This window comes from Streptomyces sp. NPDC048565 (assembly GCF_040650935.1).
Lineage (GTDB): Bacteria > Actinomycetota > Actinomycetes > Streptomycetales > Streptomycetaceae > Streptomyces.
Window position 1 is genome coordinate 16,651 of record NZ_JBEZIH010000022.1, and the last position, 21,794, is coordinate 38,444.

The window sequence follows — 21,794 nt, forward strand, 5'->3', positions numbered from 1 at the left end:
CCCTGGCTGCGCTCCGGCGTACGAGCGACCATGGAGGGATGAACCTTCCAGAACTCGGCGCCTTCCTCAGGACACGCCGCGACCGCATCCGTCCCGCCGAAGCCGGTCTCCCTCAAGGCCCGCGCCGGCGCGTCCCCGGGCTGCGCCGCGAGGAAGTCGCCCAGCTGGCAGGACTGTCGGCCGACTACTACACCGAGCTGGAACGGGGCAGCACGAAGAACAGGGTGCAGCCGTCGGCCCAGACCCTGGCCGCCCTCGCCCGGGCCCTGCGCCTGAACGGCGACGAGCGCGACCACCTGTTCTACCTGGCCGAACGGCCGATCCCTCCGTCCGTACACGGACCATCGGCACACGTGCAGCCCGCGCTCCTCGGACTCCTGGACCGGCTGTCCAACACTCCCGCGCGCGTCATCACCGATCTGCACGAAACCCTGGTGGAGAACGCCCTGGCCCTGACCCTGCTCGGTGGGTCCCCTGCACACCGCGGCCCGTCGGCGAGCTTCGTGTACCGCTGGTTCACCGACCCGCGGGCGCGCGAGATCTACCCGCCCGAGGACCACCCGCAGCACTCCCGGGTGTTCGTGGCCGACCTCCAGGCAGCGGCAGCCCGGCGTGGCCGGGACACGGAGGTCACGAAGATGGTCGCCGTGCTACGCCGCCGCAGCCAGGAGTTCGCAGCCCTTTGGGACACCCACGACGTCGCAGTGCGCCGCATGGACCACAAGAGGATCGTCCACCCCATGCTCGGCGTCATCGAACTCGATTGCTACAACCTCCTCAGCGAGGACGGACGCCAACGCCTGCTGTGGTTCACCGCTCCACCCGGAAGCCCGGGAGCCGAGCAGCTGGAACTGCTGTCCGTCGTAGGAACCCAGGAGCTCGGCGTCACGGAGTACATGACACCGGAGCGGTGGCCCGCGGCGGAATCCGGATCGCAACGCTGACCTCGGGAGCCCGGCGCCCTCCCAGTGGCTACGGTCAGGTGGCGTACAGCGCTGCATGACGTTCGGTTCCGCGTCTTCGGCATCGATGAGAAGACCGCCATCCGCTGCTCGGACTCCGCTCGGCAGCTTCTCCAGGCCGAGAGAGATCGAAGCCGAGGATCCTCCTCCAGTGATCACTGCACGGCGCTACCACCGATTACGGACCGGAGCCGCTCGTTTGACAGACCCGGGTCAAGCTCAGGAGTGCGGCATGGGGAAGGTGTTGAGTTCGGTCTCAGGGCGGTCGTAGGGGGTCCAGCCCAGGTGGGTGCCGGCTCGTTGCAGGCGGTGGGCGCCGAGGGCGGGGTAGGCGGCCGGGGCGGCGCCGGCCGTGCCGGGGACGAGGGTGCGTACCGCGTGCATGCCCGCGGCCGAGGCTTCCGGGGTGGTGATGTCCACGGTGATGACCTCGTACCCGCGTGCACGGACTCGGTCGAGCAGGCTGTCGGGCGCGCCGATGCGCGGCACGTTGCTCCAGCTCCCCTCCGGAAGATCCCAGGTCCACGGCGCGACGCGGTCGGCTGCCCGCCGGTCCAGGTAGAGCTGTTGCTGGCACAGCTGCTCGACGACGTCCGAGCCGTCGGCGCGGTAGGAGTCGAGGTAACCGCGGTCGGCGCGCCAGGGTTTGAGCGGGGAAGGCCGGCCCGGGGTCCGAACGGTCGCCGCCGGGTTGTCCAGGGTGCGGCAGGTGAGGTGCAGGGTGTACGCCTCGGCCAGCGCCTTGGCCGCGGCCTCGACCGGGTCGGAGCGCACGGCGAACCCGTACGTCAGCCAGCCCTCGTCGCGGCTGCGCACGCCGGCGGCGAGTACCGGGGCATCGAACTCGTTCTCGAGGTATGTCAGTCGGATGTCGAAGCCACGGGAAGCTCCCCCGGTCAGGCCGCGCAGATACGCGGTCGGCTCCAGGGCCGGCAGCGGCTGGGCATGGGCCCACCACACGGCGGCCGCGTCGCGTTCGACCACCTCCTCCAGCCCGGCGCGCAGCGCGTGTCCGGGAGTGGGGCCCGCGGCGGTGCCGCCCAGGGCGGGGAAGGCGTACAGCGGCTCCGGCCGCTCGTGCGGCATCCGCCGCCAGGCCGTGTACACAAGGAAGGCGGGCACCTGGACGGGCTCGTCGCCATCGGCGAAGCGGCCCTCGATCCAGTGGGCCGGGGAGTCCCGTAGGAAGGGACGGAACGGAAAGCCGGGAGTTGCGTACTGGCGGGGCGAGTACAGGACGAGCCGGCGGGGGTCCAGCGCGAGGATGCCCCGGCGGGTCAGCTCTTCGTAGCTCGCGTAGCGGACCCGCTCCGGGGGTGGCGGTACGGAGCCGGAGAACCGCTCGACGGCTTCGCCCTCGGCGGAGCGGCGGGCCTGTTCGGGGCCGGCCCAGGAAGTGCCGAACGCCTGCCTGTCGGCGTGCCACGGCCGGTCCGGGCCGGGGTCGGCAAGGTCGCTCACAGCCAGGTGGAGGGCGGGCGGGGTGCCGGCGGGCCCGGTGAGGACCCGCGTTCTGGAGACCATGGACGGATGCGGGCCGGTGCCCGGCGCCGGACAGCGGTCGCTGTCCGGGCCGGACTCCGAGGTACGGGTGGGTGTCATCGGCTCACACGTACGCGGCGACGCAGTTGTCGACGATGAACTCCTCGGCGTCGACGTAGGCGGCCACGCAGTTGTTGACGACGAACTCCTCGGTGTCGATGTAGGCGGCGACGCAGTTGTCGACGATGAACTGCTCGTTCATGACGCGTTCCCTTCGTTTGCGGTTCCTCTTCCGGGTCCGGAGGAGGCGGTTGGAAGCGGCGTGCCGCTTCCGTCCCGTACGGGGCTCGGACGGCCCGTACGGAAGTCCTTGTGGCGGCCGGTGACCAGTGCGCAGCCGATGCCCGCCGTGGTGGCGAGGACCGCGCACAGGGTCCACAGCGTGGTGGCGCCCCACTGGTCGATGACCCAGCCTCCGCCCACGGGAGCCACGAACGCGGCGGTCGACCAGGCGCCCCCGTACATCCCCTGGTAGCGGCCGCGTTGGTGGGCGGGGGCGCGGTCGGCCGTGACTGCTATGCCGGCCGGGGCCTGCAGGATTTCGCCCAGGGTCCAGATGAGGACCGTGCAGGCGAAGGCCGCGACGCTGTCCGCGAGCATCGTCAGGCCGAAGCCCCAGCCGAGGAGCAGGCCGGCGGCGAGCAGGACCATGGGACGCGAGCGTCCGCTCACCAGCCGGGTCAGAGGGATCTGCAGGACAACGACCATCAGCCCGTTCGCGGCGCTGACCAGGCTGTACATCTCGGGCGAGTGCCCCTCGCGGGTCATGACGACGGGCAGGGTGGAGGACCCCTGCTTGAAGACCACAGCGAAGAGCACGGTCATCAGGACGAAGAGCATGAAGGAGCCGTCGCGGTGTACTGGCCGGGAGGCAGGCGCGGACGCAGGCGCGGACGAAGCCGCAGGCCGCTCGGCCGGGGCGGGACGGGTTTCGGGGACCTTCGCCAGTACCAGGATCCCGCAGAGGAGTGTCGCGGCGCCGTCGGCCAGGAAGACAAGGGTGTAGCCGTGGCCGACCATGAGGCCCGCCAGCACCGCCGCGATCGCTCCCCCCGCGTTCAGCGCCCAGTAGTTCAGGGCGAAGGCCCGCTGGCGGTCCTCGGGCGGGACGAGGTCCGTGAGCGAGGCCTGCATCGCCGGCCGGACCGCAGTGGCACCGAGCCCCATGGCCAGGGCGGACGCGGCCACGGCCCCCGCCTCGCCGCTCACACCGAGCAGGACCATGCTCGCCGCCGTCCAGAGGTGAGCGGCGAACATGGTCGTACGGCGCCCGATCCGGTCGGCGAGCGCCCCGCCCAGGAACGTGCCGGCGATCCCACCGAGCCCGACGAGGGACATGACAAGCCCCGCGTACGCCGCCGAGTATCCGCGACCCGCGGTCAGCGACAGGGCCAGCATGGGACCGGCGAAGCCGCCGATCCAGTTCACCAGGACGCTCAGCCAGATCCACCAGAACGCCGACGGCAGGCCACGTACGGCCGCCGGGGCCCTCAGACGAGCCCCCGCCGGGCAGGTCACCGGCTGCCGACCGGGTCCGTGACCGGCCAGTGGTACGGGAGGCTGAACTGCGGCCTGACCGCAGGGCCGCCGTCGGCCTCCCTCGCCAGCTTATCCAGGAGGCCGGGCTCGCAAGCGGTGGCGACCAGCACCTCGCGCAGCGCCTCGTACCAGTCCCGCGCGTGGTCCGCCTCGGTGAACCTCGGCAGGTCTTGGCGTACGAGGGAGTGGTTGCGGGCCAGGTGGACGAGCAGGCGCCGCAGCAGGTCTCCGGCGGAGGGCAGCCGGGTGCCGAGGGTCAGGTGGACCGAGGGGCGGCCCTCGACCGCCTTGACGGTGTGCCACCAGCCGCGCGGCAGGTAGAGCACGTCGCCGTCGGTCAGTTCGCCGGACCAGGTGGCGGCGTTCTCGGCCGGCCGGGCCGGGGCGCTGAGGACTCCGACGGGGTAGTCCTCGGTCGGCGGGTGGATGTCCCAGTGCTTGGCGCCCTCGGCCTGGAGGATGAACACGTCGTGGTCGTCCCAGTGCGTGTGGAAGCCTTGTTCGGCCCCGCCCAGATTCACGTAGAGGTTGGCTTGGAGGGGCGAGCGCAGGGAGCCCTCCACCGCGGTGACCAGGGCCCGCAGCGGAGCGTGGAGTTCCTCGATGCCGTCGATGACCAGGGTGCTGCCGGCGCTGAGTGTTTCGTACAGCCGATCAGGGCGCAGCCGCGAGGGGCGCCCGCGCGGGGACAGCTGAGGGACGGGCTCGGCGCAGGAGGTGAGGGGCACCCCGTCGGCGGACCGCACCAGGTGGATGCGGGAGGCATCGGTGCGGGCCGCCGCGAGGACCTCGTTGAGCTGCGGCCAGCCGAAGAGGCCGCGGAAGCGGCGTTCCCGTCCGCGGATCACGACGGGTTCGGACCCCAGCCGGTGACGGAGGAACTCCGGCTCGGCGAGCGGGGACAGCAGACCGGCGAGCCCGTCGGCGGCGGTGCAGTCGTGTGCGCTCGCCTCAAGTGTTTCCACAGCTACTCCGGGTTCCTCGACGGGGGCGGGTGAGCAAGGGGGTGCTGGATGCGGCGGGTCAGCCGGCCGCCGGGCCGGGCGCCCCGGCCAGGGTTTCCCGGATCAGGGCGTGGGGAGGCTGGGTGACCAGGTAGAAGTGGTCGCCCAGCACGCCCTGTTCACGGACGCCGCCCGTGGTCAGCTCGCTCCAGGGCCGGCAGTCGGCGTCCGCGTCGGCGTCGCCGGTGAGGGTGGTGACCGGACACCGCACGCGCGGGGCAGTCCCGGGTGTGGAGCCGGGGGCGTAGGCGTGGAACATGTGCGCGTCCGCCCGTACGTACGGCAGGACCAGCTCCTGGAACTCCGGGTCGGCGGCCAGTTCGGGGTCGGTGCCGCCGAGGGTGAGAAGGCGTTCGATGACGGCCGGGTCGTCCTCCTCGTCCGGGTCGGCCCAGTCCTCGGGGGACGGGTACGGGGCGTCGCGAGAGCCCGACGCGAACAGGTGGACGGGGTCGATCCCTCGGGCCTCCAGCGCCGCCGCGGTCTCCAGGGCGATCGGTGCGCCCATGCTGTGGCCGAACAGGGCGAGGGGGCGGTCGGCGAGGACGGCCACGGCGTCGGCGATGGCCCGGGCAAGGTCGCGCAGATCGGGCGCCACCGGCTCGGCAAGGCGCTCGGCGCGGCCGGGGTAGCGGACGGCGTACACCTCGACCCCGGGGATCCGGTGACCCCAGTCCCGGAAGAAGGACGCGGATCCCCCGGCGTGGGGGAAGCAGATCAGGCGGGCGACCGGGGCGGCGACCGGGGCGGTGCGGTGCAGCCACAGGGCGGTGTCGGTGGTCGCGGGGTGCGGAGTCATGAGGTCGGTGGTCACTTGGCGGCCTCCTGAGCCGGGTCCTGCCGTCGGGCGCGCAGGACGCGGGCGCGGCGCGCGGCGGTGCGGCGCGCGGCCGAGCCGGTGCCGTCGGCGCCCTCGACGGAACCGTCGCCGTCGCGCAGCATCGCGACCTGCGCGGCGACGGTGGTGTGCTTGAACAGCGCGATCACCGGCGGCCGTTTGCCGGTATGGCTTTCCAGGGCCTCACGGAGCTGGAACATCGCGAGGGAGTGGCCGCCGAGGTCGAAGAAGTTGACGTCCAGCGGCACGTGCGGGGCCTTCAGGACCTCGGCCCAGGCGGCGGCAACCTGTGCGGTCAGGTCGCCCGGGGGCGTCGGCGCGGCGGCGTCAGGGGCGGCGGCTTCGGGAGCGGCGGCGATGGCGGCGGATCGTTCATCGGCCCGGGCCCGCAGAGCCACCCGGTCCGCCTTGCCGTTGACGGTGCGGGGAAACGCGTCGAGGCAGACGATCCGAGCGGGGACCATGGCGGCCGACAGCCGGGTGGCGAGCTGCTCGCGCAGGGATTCGGGGGCCGGTACCGGGTCGGACGGGGCGAGGACGAAGCCGGTCAGGGAGGTGCCGGCGGCGTCCGGGACGACGACGGCCTCCCGTACGCCGGGCAGGGCGGACAAGTGCGCCTCGACCACCGGGAGTTCCACCCGGTGGCCGCGGACCTTGACCTGATGGTCGCGGCGGCCGAGGAAGGCGAGGGTGCCGTCGGCGTTCCAGCGGGCGCGGTCGCCCGTGCGGTACATCCGGGCTCCGGGCGTGGCCGCGAACGGATCGTCGAGGAAGGCGTGGGCGGTGGCCTCCGGCCGGCCGTGGTAGCCGCGGGACACCCCGGCACCGCCGATGAACAGCTCGCCCTCGGTGCCCGGCGGCACCGGACGCAGTTGGTCGTCGAGCAGATGGAGCCGTGCACCGGGGACCGCCCTGCCGATGGAGACGGGGCCGGGGGCGTCGAAGCGCCGGTAACTGGCCCAGACCGTCGCCTCGGTGGGTCCGTACTCGTTGACCAGCACGGTGGGGGCGGTGCGCAGGGCGAAGTGGCGGTCGACGAGTTCGGGCGGCAGGGGTTCGCCCGCGACGACGACGGTCTCCAGGGAACTCAGACGCTCGCCCCCGAGGGAGCGCGCGGCGTCGAGCAGGACGCTGTAGAGGGAGGGCACGCACAGCAGTTGGGTGACCTGGTGGCGCTCGATGAGTTCGACCAGCAGCTCCGGGTCGCGGACTTCGTCCGGGGTGGCGACGACCAGGTGACCACCTGCGGTGAGGGTGCCCCAGAGCCCGGCCACCGACGAGTCAAAGGCCAGCGGGGAGACGAGCAGGAAGACGGGCCGGCCGGGGTAGACCGTGCGGCGGGCCAGGGTGGAGGCCGCCAGCTGGCCGTGTTCGACGACGACGCCCTTGGGCTCGCCTGTGCTGCCCGAGGTGTAGATCAGGTACGCGGCGTCGTCGGCCGCGACCGGGACGCCGGGCGACTCCGGCTCGCGGCTGCGGGCCGCGCCGCCCGCGGGACCGGCCGCCGGTTCCTGGGCGGCGGACCCGGTGTCGACGAGGGGGACGTCCAGTCCGCTGAGGCGGGGGCGGAAGGCGTCGGTGACGAGGACGGCGTCCACTTGGGCGTCCGTCAGGATGTCGGTGAGGCGCAGATCGGGGTGTGAGACGTCCACGGGTACGTAGGCGGCTCCGCAGCGCATCGTGCCGAGTACCGCGGCGACCATCGCGAGGGACGGCTCGACGAGCACGCCGACGCGTCCGCCGTGGCGGACACCGACCTCGGTGAGCGCGGCCTCGACGCCTGCGGCCCAGGCATCCAGGTCCCCGTACGTGATGCTTCTCGCGCCGCTGCTGACGGCGGTGCGGGCGGGGGCGGCCCGGGCGAATTCCGCGACGAGTTCGTGCACCGGCGGCCGCGAGCCGACGGGCAGGGGCTCGCCCTCTCCGGTGGGGCGGGGCGCGCCGGCCGGGGGCCCCGGAGGGGCGATCAGAGTCGGCGTGGCCATCAGGAGTCCTCCGCTGTTCGTCGAGACGGCAAAGAGCCGGTCCGCGTCTTCAGGAGCTTCATGCCTGACAACATTGCCAGATGAGTCACAATTATGGCAACCTCTTGCCAGCTGTGGAAAGTCAATCCGGTGAACCGGACGCCCGGTGACCCGGAATTCGCCATGGGAAGGGCAAGAACCATGACTGAAACCCTGCGGGAGCAGACCGGAGTGACGGTCACTCCGCTGACCGGGAACGTCGGCGCCGTAATCGGCGGCGTGGATGCGGGCGGCGAGCTGAGCGACGAGACGGTGGCCCGGATCCGCGCCGCCCTGCTCCAGTACAAGGTGGTGTTCCTGCGCGACCAGGACCTGGACTACGCCGCGCAGACCGTCTTCGCCTCGCGCTTCGGCAAGCTGACGCTCGGGCACCCGATCTACGACGCCCCCGACGGCCGTCCGAACCTGCGCGAGATGGACTCGAAGCAGGGCACCCGTGCCAACCACTGGCACACGGACCTCACGTTCATCGAACGCCCGCCCGCCTTCGCGTTCCTGCACAGCAAGGTGATCCCCCCGGTGGGCGGGGACACCGTGTGGGCCAACGCCGCTGCCGCGTACGCCAGCATGCCCGCGGAGCTGCGCCAGTTCGCCGACCAGCTGCGGATAGTCCACAGCAACGACTGCGACTTCACCGACGACACCGTCATCGAGCGCGGGGCCTACATCTCGACCCCGTACGAGGCGGAGCACCCCGCGGTCCGGGTCCACCCCGAGACGGGCGAACGGTCGCTGCTGCTCGGCGGGTTCGCCCGCCGGGTGGTGGGGTACGCCCCGCAGGCCTCCCGCGACCTGATCAGGGTCATGCAGGAGTACCTGATCAAGCCGGAGCACACCGTGCGCTGGCAGTGGCGGGTCGGCGACATCGCCATGTGGGACAACCAGTCGACGGCGCACTACGCCATCTACGACTACGGCAACCAGTACCGCCGCGGCGAGCGCGTCACCGTCGTGGCCCCCACGCCGGTCGGCGTGGACGGCCGGCCCAGCGTGGCCCTGCGCGGCGACACCTCCGCCTACAGCACGGGCCGGGACTGAGCGTCCGGGCGCCGCCCGGACGCGACAGACCACAACCTCTGACATGACGGAGACACAGGTGCGCACGTCCCCTTACGGAACCTGGACCTCACCGATCGGCGCCGACGCGGCGGCCGCCGGACAGAAGAAGGTCGAGTGGCCCGCCTTCGTCGGCGAGGAGGTGTGGTGGACCGAGTGGCGCCCCGGCGAGTCGGGACGTGTGGTGCTGGTGCGCCGGGCGCCCGACGGCGCGGTCGGCGACGTACTGGGGCCCGGGTGGAACGTGCGCACCCGGGTCATCGAGTACGGCGGGCGGCCGTGGCTGCCGCTGGGTGCGGACCCTGCCGCCGGGTTCGTGTTCACCCACTGGGACGACCAGCGGGTGTACCGGGCGGTGCCCGGCGGCCCACAGGAATCGATCGGTCCAGAGCCGATCAGCCCGGAGCCCGCGCTGCCCGGCGGGGCGCACTACGCCGACTTCTCCCTCGTCGGGGACGAGGTCTGGTGCCTGCGCGAGGTCGCCCTCACCCCGGACCGCGCCCAGGTCCGCCGGGACCTGGTCGCCCTGCCGCTGGACGGCTCGGCGGCCACGGATCCGGCGGCCGTGCGGGTCCTGGCCGCGAGCCACCACCTGATGACCGGCCCCAAGGTCTCCCCGGACGGCCGGTACGCGTGCTGGCTCGGGTGGGACCATCCGCGGATGCCCTGGGACGGTACGGAGCTGATGTGCGCGCCGGTCGGCCCGGACGGCACGCTGGGCCCCGCCCGCGTGCTGACGGGCGGGCCCGGCGTCGCCGTGAGCCAGGCGGAGTGGGCCCCGGACCGGCCCGGCGTGCTGTACGTGCTGAGCGACACCACCGGCTGGTGGAACCTGTACGAACTGGGCCTCGACGGCTCCGCGCGTCCGCTGTGCGCGCGGGAGGAGGAGTTCGGCGAGGCGCTGTGGCGCATCGGCGCGCAGTGGTTCCTCCCGGTGGGCGGCGGCCGGATGTTCGTCACGCACGGGGTGGGCGCGCGGCGGCTCGCGCTGCTGGAGGCCGACGGCTCGCTGCGGGACCTGGACGGCCGCGAGGAGCTCACGGAATGGGCGGCACTGGCCACCGACGGCCGCCGGGTGGTGGCCTCGGCCGCCGGTCCGCGCAGCCGGGGCGAGCTGCTGCTGATCGGGCAGGACCGTGGGGCACCGGAGGTGCTGCGCGCCGCGGACACCTCGTACGCGGACCACTTGCCTCCGGGCCACCACACGGTGTTCCGCGGCCCGGAGGGCGAGGAGGTGCACGCGTACGTGTACCCGCCACACCACCCCGGCTTCACCGCTCCGGAGGGGGAACTGCCCCCGTACGTGGTGCAGGCGCACGGCGGTCCCACCACCCGCAGCCAGCTGGTGGCAGACCTCTCCACCGCCTTCTTCACCAGTCGGGGCATCGGCGTGGTGGACGTCCAGTACGGCGGATCCACCGGTTTCGGGCGCGCCTACCGCGAACGGCTGAGGGAGGGCTGGGGCGTGGTCGACGTACGCGACTGCGCGACCGCGATCCGCGGACTGGTCGCACAGGGAAAGGCCGACCCCGGGCGCATCGGCATCCGCGGCGGCAGCGCGGGCGGCTGGACCGCCGCCGCCTCGCTGGCCGCCGAACCGGAGCTGTACCGGGTCGCCGGGATCTATTTTCCGCTCCTGGACCCGGAGGAGTGGCGTGCGCAGGGCACGCACGACTTCGAGTCCCGCTACCTCGAAAGCCTGATCGGCCCGTGGCCGCAGGCCGCCGCGCGCTACGCACAGGTGTCGCCGCTGCGGCGCGCCGACCGGGTGCGCGCGCCGTTCGTGCTGCTGCAGGGGCTTGAGGACACCGTGTGTCCCCCGCAACAGACCGAACGGTTCCTGGAGCGGATGCGGGAGAACGGAGTGCCGCACGCATACCTCGCGTTCAAGGACGAGCAGCACGGCTTCCGCATGGCGCAGACCGTTGTCGCCTGTCTGCACGCCGAGCTCTCCGCCTACGGGCAGGTCTTCGGCTTCGAGGCGCCGGGCATACCCCGGACCGACCTCTCGGCGGCCCGGCGGGCCTGACGGTCGGCGCCGCCGAACTCCCCCGCCCGCACACGGAGGCCGCCCCCGGATGATCCGGGGGCGGCCTCCGTGTGCGGGCGCTCGCGTGTGGTCAGCCGGCCGCGGCGGGGGACGGCGCCGAGGCGGCGAGAGCGGCGACGACCTCCGCCTGTCGGTCGAGCGTACGGGCGAGGAGCAGTTCGCGGATCGGGACCCGTACGCCCAGCTCGGCACTGAGCCTGCGCGCGAGGCGGGTGACGAGCAGGGAGTCGCCGCCCAGCGCGAAGAAGTCGGCGCTCTCGGCGATCTCCTGATGACCGAGCAGCTCCGCCCAGAGCCCGGCGACCCGCGCGGGCACGTCGAGGGGGCCCGGGGCGGCGGGCCGCCCACCGGCGTCGACGGGCTCGGGCCGCGGGGCCGCCGGCCCGGGGGCGCCCTCGATGCGGCAGCGGGCGTCCGACGGCGGCACGGCCTCAGGCGCGGTCCGGCGCGGCCCCGCGAAGGAGTAGCCGGGCAGGCGTACGGGGCGGCCCCGGCCGCAGAGGCGGTCGGCGGCGAGCGGCTGGCCCATCGTCCAGAGCGCCCCCAGCGCGGTGAGCACGTCCTCGGCACTGGCGGCGCGGCCGGTGGCAAGTGGGACGGCGGCCAGGTCCGCGGCCTCCGCCAGGGCCGACAGCGTACGGCCGGGGCCTGCCTCCACGACCAGTGCGCCGGGGAGGTACCGCGCGAGGGCGTCGAGGGCCTGGGTGAACCGAACGGGGTTGCGGGCAGCGGCGGCGAAGAAGTCCGGCGCGACTTCGGTACCGGGCAGGAGGAACCGACCGTCGTTGGCGGCCCACGGGAGCGTCGGCGGGTGCACGGCGATCCGGGACAGCTCCGCGGCGAGCAGCGGGACGGCCGGCTCGATCAGGGCCGAGTGGAAGGCCCGCGTGGTGCGCAGCCGCTGCGTGGCGGTACGTCCGGCGAGCCAGGTGTCGAGCTCCCCGACCGCCTCGGGGGTGCCGGCCACTACGGTGCCGTCGGGGGAGTTGACCGCCGCGAGCTCCAGGGGCAGGCCGGCGGCGGCCAGCAGTTCGCGGGCCGTGTCCTCGCCGCAGGCGAGGGCCAGCATGGCGCCCTCCGGGCAGTCCTGCATGGCGCGCCCGCGCAGGGTCACGAACCGGGCCGCGTCGGGCAGTTCCAGCACGCCCGCCACACAGGCGGCAGTGACCTCGCCGAGGCTGTGGCCGATCACGGCCTGCGGGACCAGGCCGAGGCGGCGCAGCGCCGCGGCGACCGCGTACTCGACCGCGAAGAGCGCGGGCTGGGCCAGCCGGGTCCGGGCGAGCTCCTGCTCGGGGAATCCGGGGTCGTGCAGCGCGCGTTCGAGCTCGACGGCCAGGCCGGGCTCGAACGCTCCGAGGCACTCGGTGAGGGACTCGGCGAAGCCGGGCAGGGCCTGGGAGAACGGCAGGGCCATGCCCGGGCGCTGGGCTCCCTGGCCGGGGAAGGCGAGAACGAGGGGGGCCGGGCCGGCCTCAGGGGTGCGGCCGCGCGCGACGCCGGTACCTGCGGGGGCGGTGAGGCGGTCGGCGAGGTCGGCGGTGGTCCGGCCCGCCACGGCGAGGCGTTCGGGCAGGGCGGCCCGGCCGGTGGCGAGGGTGCGGGTGACGTCGGCCGGCGCCGGGGTGTGGGCGACGAGGTGGCGGCCGAGGCGGTCGGCGGAGCGCGCGAGGGCCTCACCGTCCGCTGCGGAGAGCAGGGCGAGGTACCCGGCCCGGGACTGGTCCTGCCCGTCGGACCGGGGCGCGGGGGCGGGCGGCGCCTCGACGACGGCGTGCGCGTTCGTGCCGCCCACACCGAAGGAGCTGACCCCGGCCCGCCTCGGCTCGGGGCCTGACCACGGCGCCGCGGCGCCGGGGACGTACAGCGGTGAGTCCTCCGTGTCCAGCAAGGGGTTCAGCCGGGTGAATCCGGCGACTGGCGGGATCACGCCCTCGCGTACGACGAACAGGGCCTTGATCAGTCCGGCGAGCCCCGCGGCGTTGTCGAGGTGGCCGGTGTTCGCCTTGAGCGCCCCCACGGCGACCTGGCCGGGGGCGGCACCCGCGGTGCGCAGGGCAGACGAGGCGGCGGACCACTCGATGGGGTCACCGACCCGGGTGCCGGTCCCGTGCGTCTCCAGGTAGCCGATGCTCGCGCCGTCGACGTCCGCGGCCTCCAGGGCAGCCCGGATGACGGCTTCCTGTCCGTCGGCGGAGGGGGCGTAGTAACCGGCCTTGGCCGACCCGTCGTTGTTGACGGCGGTGCCGAGGACGACGCCGTACGGCTCCACACCGTCCGCGAGCGAGTCCTCCAGTCGCCGTAGGACGACGCAAGCCACCCCGGAGCCCGCCACCACGCCGTCGGCGTGTTCGTCGAACGGCCGGCAGGCCCCCGCGGCGCTGTGGATCCCGCCGGACACGTGCAGGTGCCCGGCCTGGGGGTGGGCAACGCCGGCGCCCACCACGAGGGCCTGGTCGCATTCGCCGTTCAGCAGCGCCTGGACGGCCGTGTGGAGGGCGACCAGGGAGGAGGAGCAGGCGGTCTGGACGGCGATCGCGGGCCCGGTCAGATCGAGCTTGTAGGAGATGAGGCTCGCCATGAAGTCCGGCTCGTTGCCGTGGATGGCGTCTTCGAGGGTCATGGGGTCCAGCCCGCCTCCGGCCAGCATGGCGCGCAGGTAGCCGCTGCCGCTGGCGGAGGCGTACACGCCGGTGGTGAGCGTGGTGTCCGGAGGGCTGGTCCCCGCGTCCTCCAGGGCCGCCCACGCGCACTCCAGCATCAGCCGGTGCTGCGGGTCCATCATCTCGGCCTCGCGCGGGCTCACCCGGAACAGGGCGTTCTCGAAGCGGTCGGCGTCGGCGAGATGCCCGTGCACCGGCACGAAATCGGGGTCGTCCACCAGGCTCTGGGGCACCCCGGCCTCGCGCAGCCTTCGTTTGTCGAACCGCGTGGTGAGGACTCGTCCCTTCACGAGCGCCTCCCACCACCCGGCCAGATCGGAGGAGCCGGGAAACCGGCCGGAAACCCCGGTCACGGCTATGTCGAGGGAACGGTCGCGCGTCATGTGCCCACCTTCTGTCGACCCTGCGGCGCCCTGCGGGGCCGCGGGGCGCTGGTCCCGGCCCGCGCCGGAAGCCCGCCAGTACGGATCAGCAAGGTTGCCAGACAAGGCAACTTGATGGCAATGTCATTGCCATCAAGTTGCCTGACCGGTGGGCATCCGGAACAGAGAGGGGAGAAGGACGGCGTGCGACCAGACCCGAAATGGACTGCCGGCCCGCGGAACACCGCGCCCGGCGGGGGACTGCACGAGGCGTTCGCCCGCAGGGCGGCGGCGCGCCCCGAGGCGGTCGCCCTCGTCGAAGGACACCGCGCGACCACGTACGCGGAGCTCGACGCGACGGCCGACGCCTGGGCCGCGGGGCTCGTCGCCGCGGGTGTCATCCCCGGCGCACTGGTGCCCGTACTGCTGCCGAGGAGCACGGAGCTGGTCACCGCACTCCTCGCGGTCCTGAAGGCCGGGGCGGCCTACGCCCTGCTGGCCCCCGACTGGCCCGCGGACCGACTGCGGGACGTGCTGCGCGACCTGCGGCCGCCCCTCCTTATCGCCGGCGACGGCCGGGAAGCGCCGGAAGGCCACCCGCTGCCCGTGTGGTCGCCGCCCTCCGGGAAGGCAGCAGGAAGGGCGGCCGTCCCCGCCGGCTTCACGCCCGTGGCCGTCGGCTCCGGCGATCCGGCGTGCGTCTTCTTCACCTCCGGGACCACGGGCCGGCCCAAGGGCGTGCTCAGCCCGCACCGGGCGACCGCACGCCTCTTCCAGCCGGGTACCTTCGCCGAGTTCACCGCCGGCACGGTGATGCCGCTGGCCGCCGCCACCCCTTGGGACGCCTTCTCACTCGAACTGTGGTCGGTGCTGCTCAACGGCGGCACTTCGCTGATCGTGACGGACCCCTACCTCTCCCCCGTGGCCCTGCGCGACGCGGCGTCCCGGCACGGCGCGGACACCGTCTGGCTGACCAGCAGCCTGTTCAACATGATCGTGGACGAGGCCCCGGACGCCTTCGGCGGTCTGCGTCAGGTCGCGATCGGCGGCGAGAGGCTCTCGGCCGGCCACGTCCGCCGGTTCCTGCGCCGGCACCCGGGCATCGCACTGCTCAACGGCTACGGCCCGGTCGAGTCCACGGTCTTCGCCACCACACACCGCGTCACGGCACCCGACTGCGACCTCGCCGGGGGCATTCCCCTCGGGCGTCCGGTGCCCGGTACGCAGGTCCACGTCCTGGACGGGACCCGGCCGTGCGCGGTGGAGGAGACCGGGGAGATCTGCCTCGCGGGCGACGGGCTGGCGCTCGGCTACCTGGGCGATGACGCGCTGACCGCGCGGAAGTTCACCGACGTACGCATCGACGGGCGCGAGGTGCGGGTCTACCGCACCGGAGACCTCGGCCGCTGGGACCCGGACGGTCTGCTGCACTACCGGGGCCGGTCCGACCGGCAGCTGAAGATCCGCGGCCACCGCGTCGAGCCGGCGGAGGTCGAGCGCCAGCTGGAGCGACTCCTGCCTGCCGTGCGGCACTGCCGGGTGCTGGCCCGCGGCAACACCGCGCACGGCGAGCGCGAACTGGTCGCCTTCTGTGTGCCGGTGCGGCAGGGGGACCCGCTGGACGGCGCGCTCGCCGTGCTGGGCGGGGCCCTGGTCGCCTACCAGCGGCCAGCCGCGGTGGTCAGCGTCGACGCCTTCCCCGTCACCACGCAGGGCAAGCTGGACGAACGGGCCCTGCTTGCGCTGGCCGAGGCGGCCGGGCCGGACGCTCCCGGCGGCCTGCCGCGGGAGGCCGCGCACCCGGCCCCGCCCGGCATCCGGCCCTCCGAGCTGCACGACCCCGTGCTGCGGGCCGTCGCGGAGTGCTTCGCCTCCGTCCTGGAACTCGCCGAGGTCCCACTCGATGTGCCCTTCGTCCACCTCGGCGGGACCTCGCTCGGCGCGGGCCGGCTCTGCGCACGGCTCGCGGCCGGGCTGTCCCGGCCGGTCCCGGTCTCCTGGCTGTACCAAGATCCGACGGCCTCGGGCCTCGCCCGCAGGCTGGCCGCCGCGCAGGCTCCGGCTCCGGCCGCCGCGGGCTCCGACGGCGCCGCCGCGCCGGCCGGCCACACCGACTCCGCGGGCTCCTCCGACACTCCCCTGTCGGCCATGCAGTTGATGTACCTCACACCGCAGTTGCTGGATCCGGCGGACCGTACGGGACACTGCCTGCTGACCTGGGCCATCGACGGCGAACTGTCCCGTGCCGCACTGGAGGCGGCCGTCGCCGAGGTGCACCGGCGGCACGAGTCCCTGCGCGCCGCGTACGTACTCGATCCGCGGCCCGCCGCGGAACTCGTGGACATCCCCCCGCCGCCCCTGGAGGTGCTGCCCGCCAGGGAGTCCGTCGCCGCGTCCGTACGCGCGGCCCGCGCCGAGCTCTCCGGGGAACTGGCCCCAGATGTCGGGGAGGTGTGGCGCACCGTCCTGGTTCCCGTCACCGGCCCGGAGCCGGGCGTGAGCACCGCGGTCTTCGGCTGCGTGGTACATCACGTCGCCTTCGACGGCTGGTCGGAGGGGATCCTCGCCGACGACCTGAGCGCCGCGTACCGCACGGCGGTGGGCTCCGGTACCCCCGTACTGGGCCCCCGACCCACGCTGGCGGCGGTGCACCGGGAGCGCGAGGCGCATCTGCGGGAGGCCGCGGCGGGGAGCCACCACGCTTTCCTGCGGGCCGATTTGACCGATGTACCGGAGGTGAGGTGGCCGCCGGTCGGCCCCGAGGCGGCGGAGGCGAGGGCGCCGGGGCTGGTCGAGGCCGTACTGGACGCCGAGGACCTGGCCGGGGTCGACGCCGCGGCCACCGCGGCGGGGGTCACCCGTTTCGTCGTCCTGCTCTCCCTGTGGGCGGCGAGCCTGTCGGAGGCGACCGGGCAGCGGGACTTCGCCGTCGGCGTCCCTGTCTCCCAGCGCGACGGCGCGGAACTGGAGCGCGCTGTCGGATGCCACATCAACATGCTGGCCCTGCGGCTGCGCGGGGCAGCCCTGGACGGCGACGGGGCCGCAGTCGCGCGGGTCGCCAGGACCACCGCACGCGCCTTCGCCGCTCAGGACGTGCCGTTCCCGGACGTCCTGGCTCTGGTGGATCCGCCGCGCAGCCGCCGGCCCCCGCTGTACCAGACCCTCTTCGCCTACCAGAACAACCTCGCTCCGAGGCTGGAACTCGTGGGCGCGAAGACCACCTTGCTGCGACAGCCCTACTTGGACCTGCCCCTCGAACTGCACACCGAGCTGTGGCCCGCGGACGACGGCGGACTGTTCGTGCACACCGCCTTCCGGCCCGAAGCCGTCGCGGAGAGCACCGCCCGGGAAGTCTCCAAGCGCCTCACGGAGCGTGTGCGCACCCTCTTCCCAGGAGTCACGCCATGACAACGACCGCCGTATCGCCCGCCCTGCTGACCGACCCCGGCCTGCACGCCTGCGGTGATCCGCACGCCGTGTGGCAGTGGATGCGCGCGCACGCCCCGGTGCACCGCCACGAGGCGGCGGAACTGCCCGCGTTCTGGTCGCTGACCCGTCATGAGGACATCCGGTCGGTGTACCGGGACGCGGCAGCCTTCAGCTCGGCGCGCGGCGTACTGCTGCGCGCCGGCGATGACCCGGGCGGCGGTATGACGCTCGCTCTGACCGACGCCCCGCGGCACAAGCAGCTGCGCGGTCTGATGGCGGACTGGTTCAACACCCGCGCGGTACGGGGCCTGGAGGTCTACATCCGGGCGGCGACGCGCAGGGTCCTCGGGCGGGCCGTGCAACTCGGCACGTGCGATTTCGCGGACGACGTGGCAGGACGGCTGTCACTGTCGGTGATCTGCCACATCCTGGGCATCCCCGAGCGGGACCACGAGAACCTGTACCGGTGGACGAACGAGGCATTCGAGGCCCATACGTCGCTGGTCTCCCACCCCATGCTCGTCGAGTACTTCATGGAGCTGCTCTACCGGCGGATGGAGGAGCCGACCGACGACCTGGTGAGCGCCCTCGTCAACGGCACGGTGGACGGGGAACTGCTGACCGAGGAGGAGGCAGTCTTCAACTGCGAGAACCTCATCGGGGCCACCGAGAACGGTCGGCTGGCCCTGATCGGGGGCATGCAAGCCTTCCTGGAGCACCCCGGCCAGTGGCAGCGGCTGGCCGCCGACCGGAGCCTGATGCCCGGCACCATCGAGGAGATCCTGCGCTGGACTTCCAGCGCGACGCACAGCATGCGGGTCGCCACCCGCTCCGTGGAGATCCGGGGCACGCGGATCGAGGCCGGCGACCGCATCGCCCTGTGGCTGCCCTCGGCCAACCGCGACGAGGACGTGTTCACCGATCCGTATCGCTTCGACATCACCCGCAGCCCGAACCGGCACATCTCCCTGGCCGCCGGGGAGCACTTCTGCATCGGCAGCACGCTGGCGAGGGCCGAGATGCGCGTCCTGTTCACGGAACTGCTCGACACCGTGAGCCGGATCGAACAGAGCGGCCCTGTCCGACGGCTGCGCTCCATCGAGGTGGGCGGCCCCGAGACGCTGCCGGTGCGTCTCACTGCGAAGTGACGGCCTCCCGGGACCGTGGCGCCCCTCCCTCGTACACCTTCCTGCTACCGCAATCCCACCCACCTCACGACCCGTCCAGGAGTGAAGACATGACGGACAAGAAGAAGATGCCCGGCCTCGTGCATCTGTCGCACCCCGCCGGGGTCGCCCCCAGCTCCGGGTACACCCATGTGATCACCGGGCCTGGACGGGTGGCCGCGATCGCCGGCCAGATGGCCTTCGACACCGACGGCGAACTGGTCGGCCCCGGTGACCCCACGGCTCAGGCCCGGCAGGTCTTCACCAACATGGAGCGCTGCCTCGCCGCTGCCGGAGCGACGTTCAACGACGTCATCAAGCTGACCTACTTCGTCACCGACATCGCCTTCGTCCCCCACATCCTGGCAGCACGCGACGAGTTCATCGACTCCGAGCGCCCGCCGACGAGCACGGTGGTCCAGATCGTGGCGCTCTACCGCCCCGATCTGCTGCTTGAAGTGGACGCTCTCGCCCTGCTCCCCATCGAGTAGCCCGGACAAGGAGCCTCTCCCTCGTGCCGCCGCTCCCGTAACGAGAAGCGACACGCGAAAGCACCCTCCGTCGCGCCTCACCGCGCACCCTCCGTCGCGCCTCACCGCGCACCCGACGTCGAGGCGTCGGCGCGCGGGAGCCGGAGGGGTGGCCGGCCCAGCAGGCCGATCAACAGCGCACCGCTGTGGTCGAGGTCCTGCGAACGACCAGAGCGCCCATACCTGAAAGGCAGGACACCATGCCTCCCACCACCTCCCCCTCCCTCCGGCAGGCCGGGCTGCAGGCTCCGCCGCCGCCCTTCGACACCGACCTGGCCGAGCCGATCCACCGGATCCTCGACGAGCTCCCGATGCCCCTGACCCCCGAGCTGATCCCGGACCGGCGCCTTCGCTCCGCCTCGGGGCGGCTGAGCGACGATCAGATACGCCGTGACGGGGCGTATCTGATCGAGGAGCGATCGGTGCCCGGCCCGGCCGGCACTCCCCCGATCACCCTGCTGATCTGCCGGCCGGCGTCGGTCGCGGGGCCCGTGCCGGTCATCTACCACATGCACGGCGGCGGCATGGTGGCCGGCAGTCACCGCAGCACCGAACTGGTCGGCGAGCTGGACCGGGCCCAGGAGCTGGGGGCGGCCGTGGTCTCCGTCGAGTACCGGCTGGCGCCGGAGCACCCGGACCCGGCGCCGGTGGAGGACTGCTACGCCGGGCTGTGCTGGCTGGCGGAGCACGCCGGAGACCTCGGCCTCGACCCGGACCGCGTCTTCCTCAGCGGCAACAGCGCCGGCGGGGCACTCGCCGCGGGCCTCGCGCTGCTGGCGCGGGACCGCTCCGGTCCACGCCCGGTGGGCCAGGTACTGCAGTTCCCGATGCTCGACGACCGGTGCGGCACGTTCTCGGCCGGGCAGATGGCGCGGGTGGGGCTCTGGGACGGAGAGTCCAACCGGGCGGGATGGACTGCCCTGCTGGGCGAGCGGCGCGGCGCGCCGGGAGTCTCCTGCTACGCGGCCCCGAACCGGGCCGAGGACCTTTCCGGCCTTCCACCGGCCTTCATCGAGGTCGGTTCCGTGGAGGCGCTGCGCGACGAGGGGATCGCCTACGCGTCCCGTATCTGGCAGACCGGTGGCGAGGCCGAACTCCACGTGTGGTCAGGGGCTTTCCACAGCTTCGACGAGTGGGTTCCGGACGCGGTCGTCTCACGGGCCGCGCACCGGGCGCGGGTGGCGTGGATGCGCCGCGTACTCGCCGGGTGAGGGTTGCGCCGCTCCTGTCCTGTCGGCCGACACCCGTGCCCGTCGACACCGATGCCTCGGGGCCCCGACTTGAGTCAGGGCCCCGAGGCATGTCCGTAAGCGCGCTGCCGGCGGCGTTCGCGGCCGGTCAGCTCCGGTCGGTGCTCGCCTACTCGGCGTTCTCCAGCGTCTCGGCCAGGACTCGCCAGATCTCGGCGGCCAGGTCCATGTTCGAGGCACGGCGGGCTTCCTCGCCCAGCTCCTTCAGCCGGGCGCGCCCCTGCTGCTGGTGGCCCTCGACGATCAGCAGCAGGCTATCGAGCGTCTGCAGCCGGATCCGGTCGCGGTAGGTGAGCCGCAGGTTGTCGAAATCCAGCCGGTCGTGGGCGGAGCGGGCGTCCGCGTAGCGGCCGTCCTCGAACGCGAGGTGGGCCTGGATCACCAGCAGTTCCTGCTGGTGGGCCGGCGTACCGATGAGCGAGAGCGCCGCCTCGGCCTGCGTCAGGCACGTGCGGGCCTTCTGGGTGAGGACGGGCCTGGACTGCAGGTACAGCGAGGCCGCGGCGAGTCTGAGCCGCGCCCACAGCACGGGGTCGACACGGCTGTCGAGCTCCTGCATGGCCTGTTCCAGGTACGCGTGTACGGCCTCGTCGTCCCCTTGGCGGGAGCAGACGGTGGCCGCCGACCACAGGGCCTCGGCGCGCAGTGCGTCCGACCTGCCCGCCACGAGTTCGACGAGTTCCTGGGCGTGCACCCTGGCGTCGGTCAGCCGGCCGGACTCCGCCTCGGCTGACACCAGCGCCAGCAGGGCAGTCCCGGTGTCGTCGACGGAGAGGCCGGCGTCCCTGGCGACGCGGTACGCGCTCTCGGCGAGTTCGAGTGCCCGGTCGACCTCCCCCACCGAGCGCAGGCACCGGGCAAGCCGAGTGTCGGACCGGCACTGCAGCGCGGGGAACCCGAGCTCATCGGCCACTTGGGCCAGCTCCTCCAGGCATGCCTGCTCCTCGGCTCGCTCGCCGTGGCGGGACCGGTATCCGGCGATCACCCACAGGGCCTGCCAGCGGAGGGACGGATCCTCCGCCCCTCCGGCCGCGAGTACGTCGATGAGTTCCTCGACGGACTCGTCGCTGTCGGAGGAGGCCGCGATGCTCAGCGCCCGCGTCAGCGAGCTGCCGCCCATGGCGGGGGCCGCGGCGGGCATGGCGTCGAAGGCCGTGCGGTCCACGCCCAGCTGTTTGGCGAGGTAGGTGAGCACTCGCTCGGTGGGCCGGCGCGCACCCGACTCCAGGCGCGACAGATATCCGGTGGAAATCTCCTCGCCGGCCAGCGAAGCCTGGGATAGTCCCCGCTGGAGCCTCAGAGCCTTGAGGCGCGCCCCGAAAGACGACTCGTCTGTCATATGAATCCTGTCAATCAATTATCAAATACAGCTGATCGCC

The 21,794-nt window shown here is 73.2% G+C and carries 15 protein-coding genes; 7 read left to right on the forward strand and 8 right to left on the reverse strand.

The window, feature by feature from the left end; translation table 11 throughout:
- Nucleotides 1-38: 38 nt before the first annotated feature.
- On the forward strand, nucleotides 39-944 hold the full coding sequence (locus AB0C75_RS24800; protein ID WP_362893890.1) for a helix-turn-helix transcriptional regulator: 906 nt from the start codon (nucleotides 39-41) through the stop codon (nucleotides 942-944).
- A gap of 237 nt (nucleotides 945-1,181) precedes the next feature.
- Here AB0C75_RS24800 and AB0C75_RS24805 read toward each other — a convergent pair whose 3' ends face one another.
- The 6 genes from AB0C75_RS24805 to AB0C75_RS24830 are packed head-to-tail and all read right to left on the reverse strand — an operon-like array spanning nucleotide 1,182 to nucleotide 7,870.
- On the reverse strand, nucleotides 1,182-2,564 hold the full coding sequence (locus tag AB0C75_RS24805; RefSeq protein WP_362893891.1) for a YcaO-like family protein: 1,383 nt from the start codon (nucleotides 2,562-2,564) through the stop codon (nucleotides 1,182-1,184).
- A 4-nt stretch (nucleotides 2,565-2,568) separates the two neighbouring features.
- On the reverse strand, nucleotides 2,569-2,706 hold the full coding sequence (locus tag AB0C75_RS24810) for a hypothetical protein (RefSeq protein WP_362893892.1): 138 nt from the start codon (nucleotides 2,704-2,706) through the stop codon (nucleotides 2,569-2,571).
- Nucleotides 2,703-4,022, reverse strand: coding sequence for an MFS transporter (locus AB0C75_RS24815; protein ID WP_362893893.1), 1,320 nt, complete (start codon nucleotides 4,020-4,022; stop codon nucleotides 2,703-2,705). The genes AB0C75_RS24810 and AB0C75_RS24815 overlap by 4 nt, the downstream gene beginning before the upstream one ends.
- The gene (locus AB0C75_RS24820) at nucleotides 4,019-5,008 is read right to left on the reverse strand and encodes a cupin domain-containing protein (protein WP_362893894.1); all 990 of its coding nucleotides are present in this window, start codon (nucleotides 5,006-5,008) and stop codon (nucleotides 4,019-4,021) included. Before AB0C75_RS24820 ends, AB0C75_RS24815 begins: the two co-directional genes overlap by 4 nt.
- A gap of 58 nt (nucleotides 5,009-5,066) precedes the next feature.
- Nucleotides 5,067-5,861, reverse strand: a complete 795-nt coding sequence (locus AB0C75_RS24825) for a thioesterase domain-containing protein (RefSeq protein WP_362893895.1) — start codon at nucleotides 5,859-5,861, stop codon at nucleotides 5,067-5,069.
- Nucleotides 5,858-7,870: a non-ribosomal peptide synthetase gene (locus AB0C75_RS24830; protein ID WP_362893896.1), complete on the reverse strand. Its 2,013-nt coding sequence runs from the start codon at nucleotides 7,868-7,870 to the stop codon at nucleotides 5,858-5,860. The genes AB0C75_RS24825 and AB0C75_RS24830 overlap by 4 nt, the downstream gene beginning before the upstream one ends.
- A 180-nt stretch (nucleotides 7,871-8,050) precedes the next feature.
- Between AB0C75_RS24830 and AB0C75_RS24835 the strand changes: the two genes are divergently transcribed.
- Entirely contained in the window at nucleotides 8,051-8,947 is an 897-nt protein-coding gene (locus tag AB0C75_RS24835) for a TauD/TfdA family dioxygenase (protein WP_362893897.1), read from the forward strand.
- A 43-nt stretch (nucleotides 8,948-8,990) separates the two neighbouring features.
- A complete protein-coding gene (locus AB0C75_RS24840; RefSeq protein ID WP_362893898.1) occupies nucleotides 8,991-10,994 on the forward strand; it encodes a prolyl oligopeptidase family serine peptidase in 2,004 nt (667 codons plus the stop codon).
- 91 nt (nucleotides 10,995-11,085) lie between these two features.
- On the opposite strand, the gene AB0C75_RS24845 is transcribed toward AB0C75_RS24840, so the two are convergent.
- Entirely contained in the window at nucleotides 11,086-14,061 is a 2,976-nt protein-coding gene (locus AB0C75_RS24845) for a type I polyketide synthase (RefSeq protein WP_362893899.1), read from the reverse strand.
- Nucleotides 14,062-14,244: 183 nt separating this feature from the next.
- On the opposite strand from AB0C75_RS24845, the gene AB0C75_RS24850 reads away from it, so the two are divergent.
- The 4 genes from AB0C75_RS24850 (at nucleotide 14,245) to AB0C75_RS24865 (ending at nucleotide 20,376) form a co-directional block, all read left to right on the forward strand.
- Entirely contained in the window at nucleotides 14,245-17,448 is a 3,204-nt protein-coding gene (locus tag AB0C75_RS24850; protein ID WP_362893900.1) for an amino acid adenylation domain-containing protein, read from the forward strand.
- Nucleotides 17,445-18,617, forward strand: coding sequence for a cytochrome P450 (locus AB0C75_RS24855; protein WP_362893901.1), 1,173 nt, complete (start codon nucleotides 17,445-17,447; stop codon nucleotides 18,615-18,617). Before AB0C75_RS24850 ends, AB0C75_RS24855 begins: the two co-directional genes overlap by 4 nt.
- A gap of 89 nt (nucleotides 18,618-18,706) precedes the next feature.
- A complete protein-coding gene (locus tag AB0C75_RS24860) occupies nucleotides 18,707-19,126 on the forward strand; it encodes a RidA family protein (protein ID WP_362893902.1) in 420 nt (139 codons plus the stop codon).
- A gap of 239 nt (nucleotides 19,127-19,365) precedes the next feature.
- Nucleotides 19,366-20,376, forward strand: a complete 1,011-nt coding sequence (locus AB0C75_RS24865) for an alpha/beta hydrolase (protein ID WP_362893903.1) — start codon at nucleotides 19,366-19,368, stop codon at nucleotides 20,374-20,376.
- A 148-nt stretch (nucleotides 20,377-20,524) separates the two neighbouring features.
- Here AB0C75_RS24865 and AB0C75_RS24870 read toward each other — a convergent pair whose 3' ends face one another.
- On the reverse strand, nucleotides 20,525-21,754 hold the full coding sequence (locus tag AB0C75_RS24870; protein ID WP_362893904.1) for a helix-turn-helix domain-containing protein: 1,230 nt from the start codon (nucleotides 21,752-21,754) through the stop codon (nucleotides 20,525-20,527).
- Nucleotides 21,755-21,794: the final 40 nt, after the last annotated feature.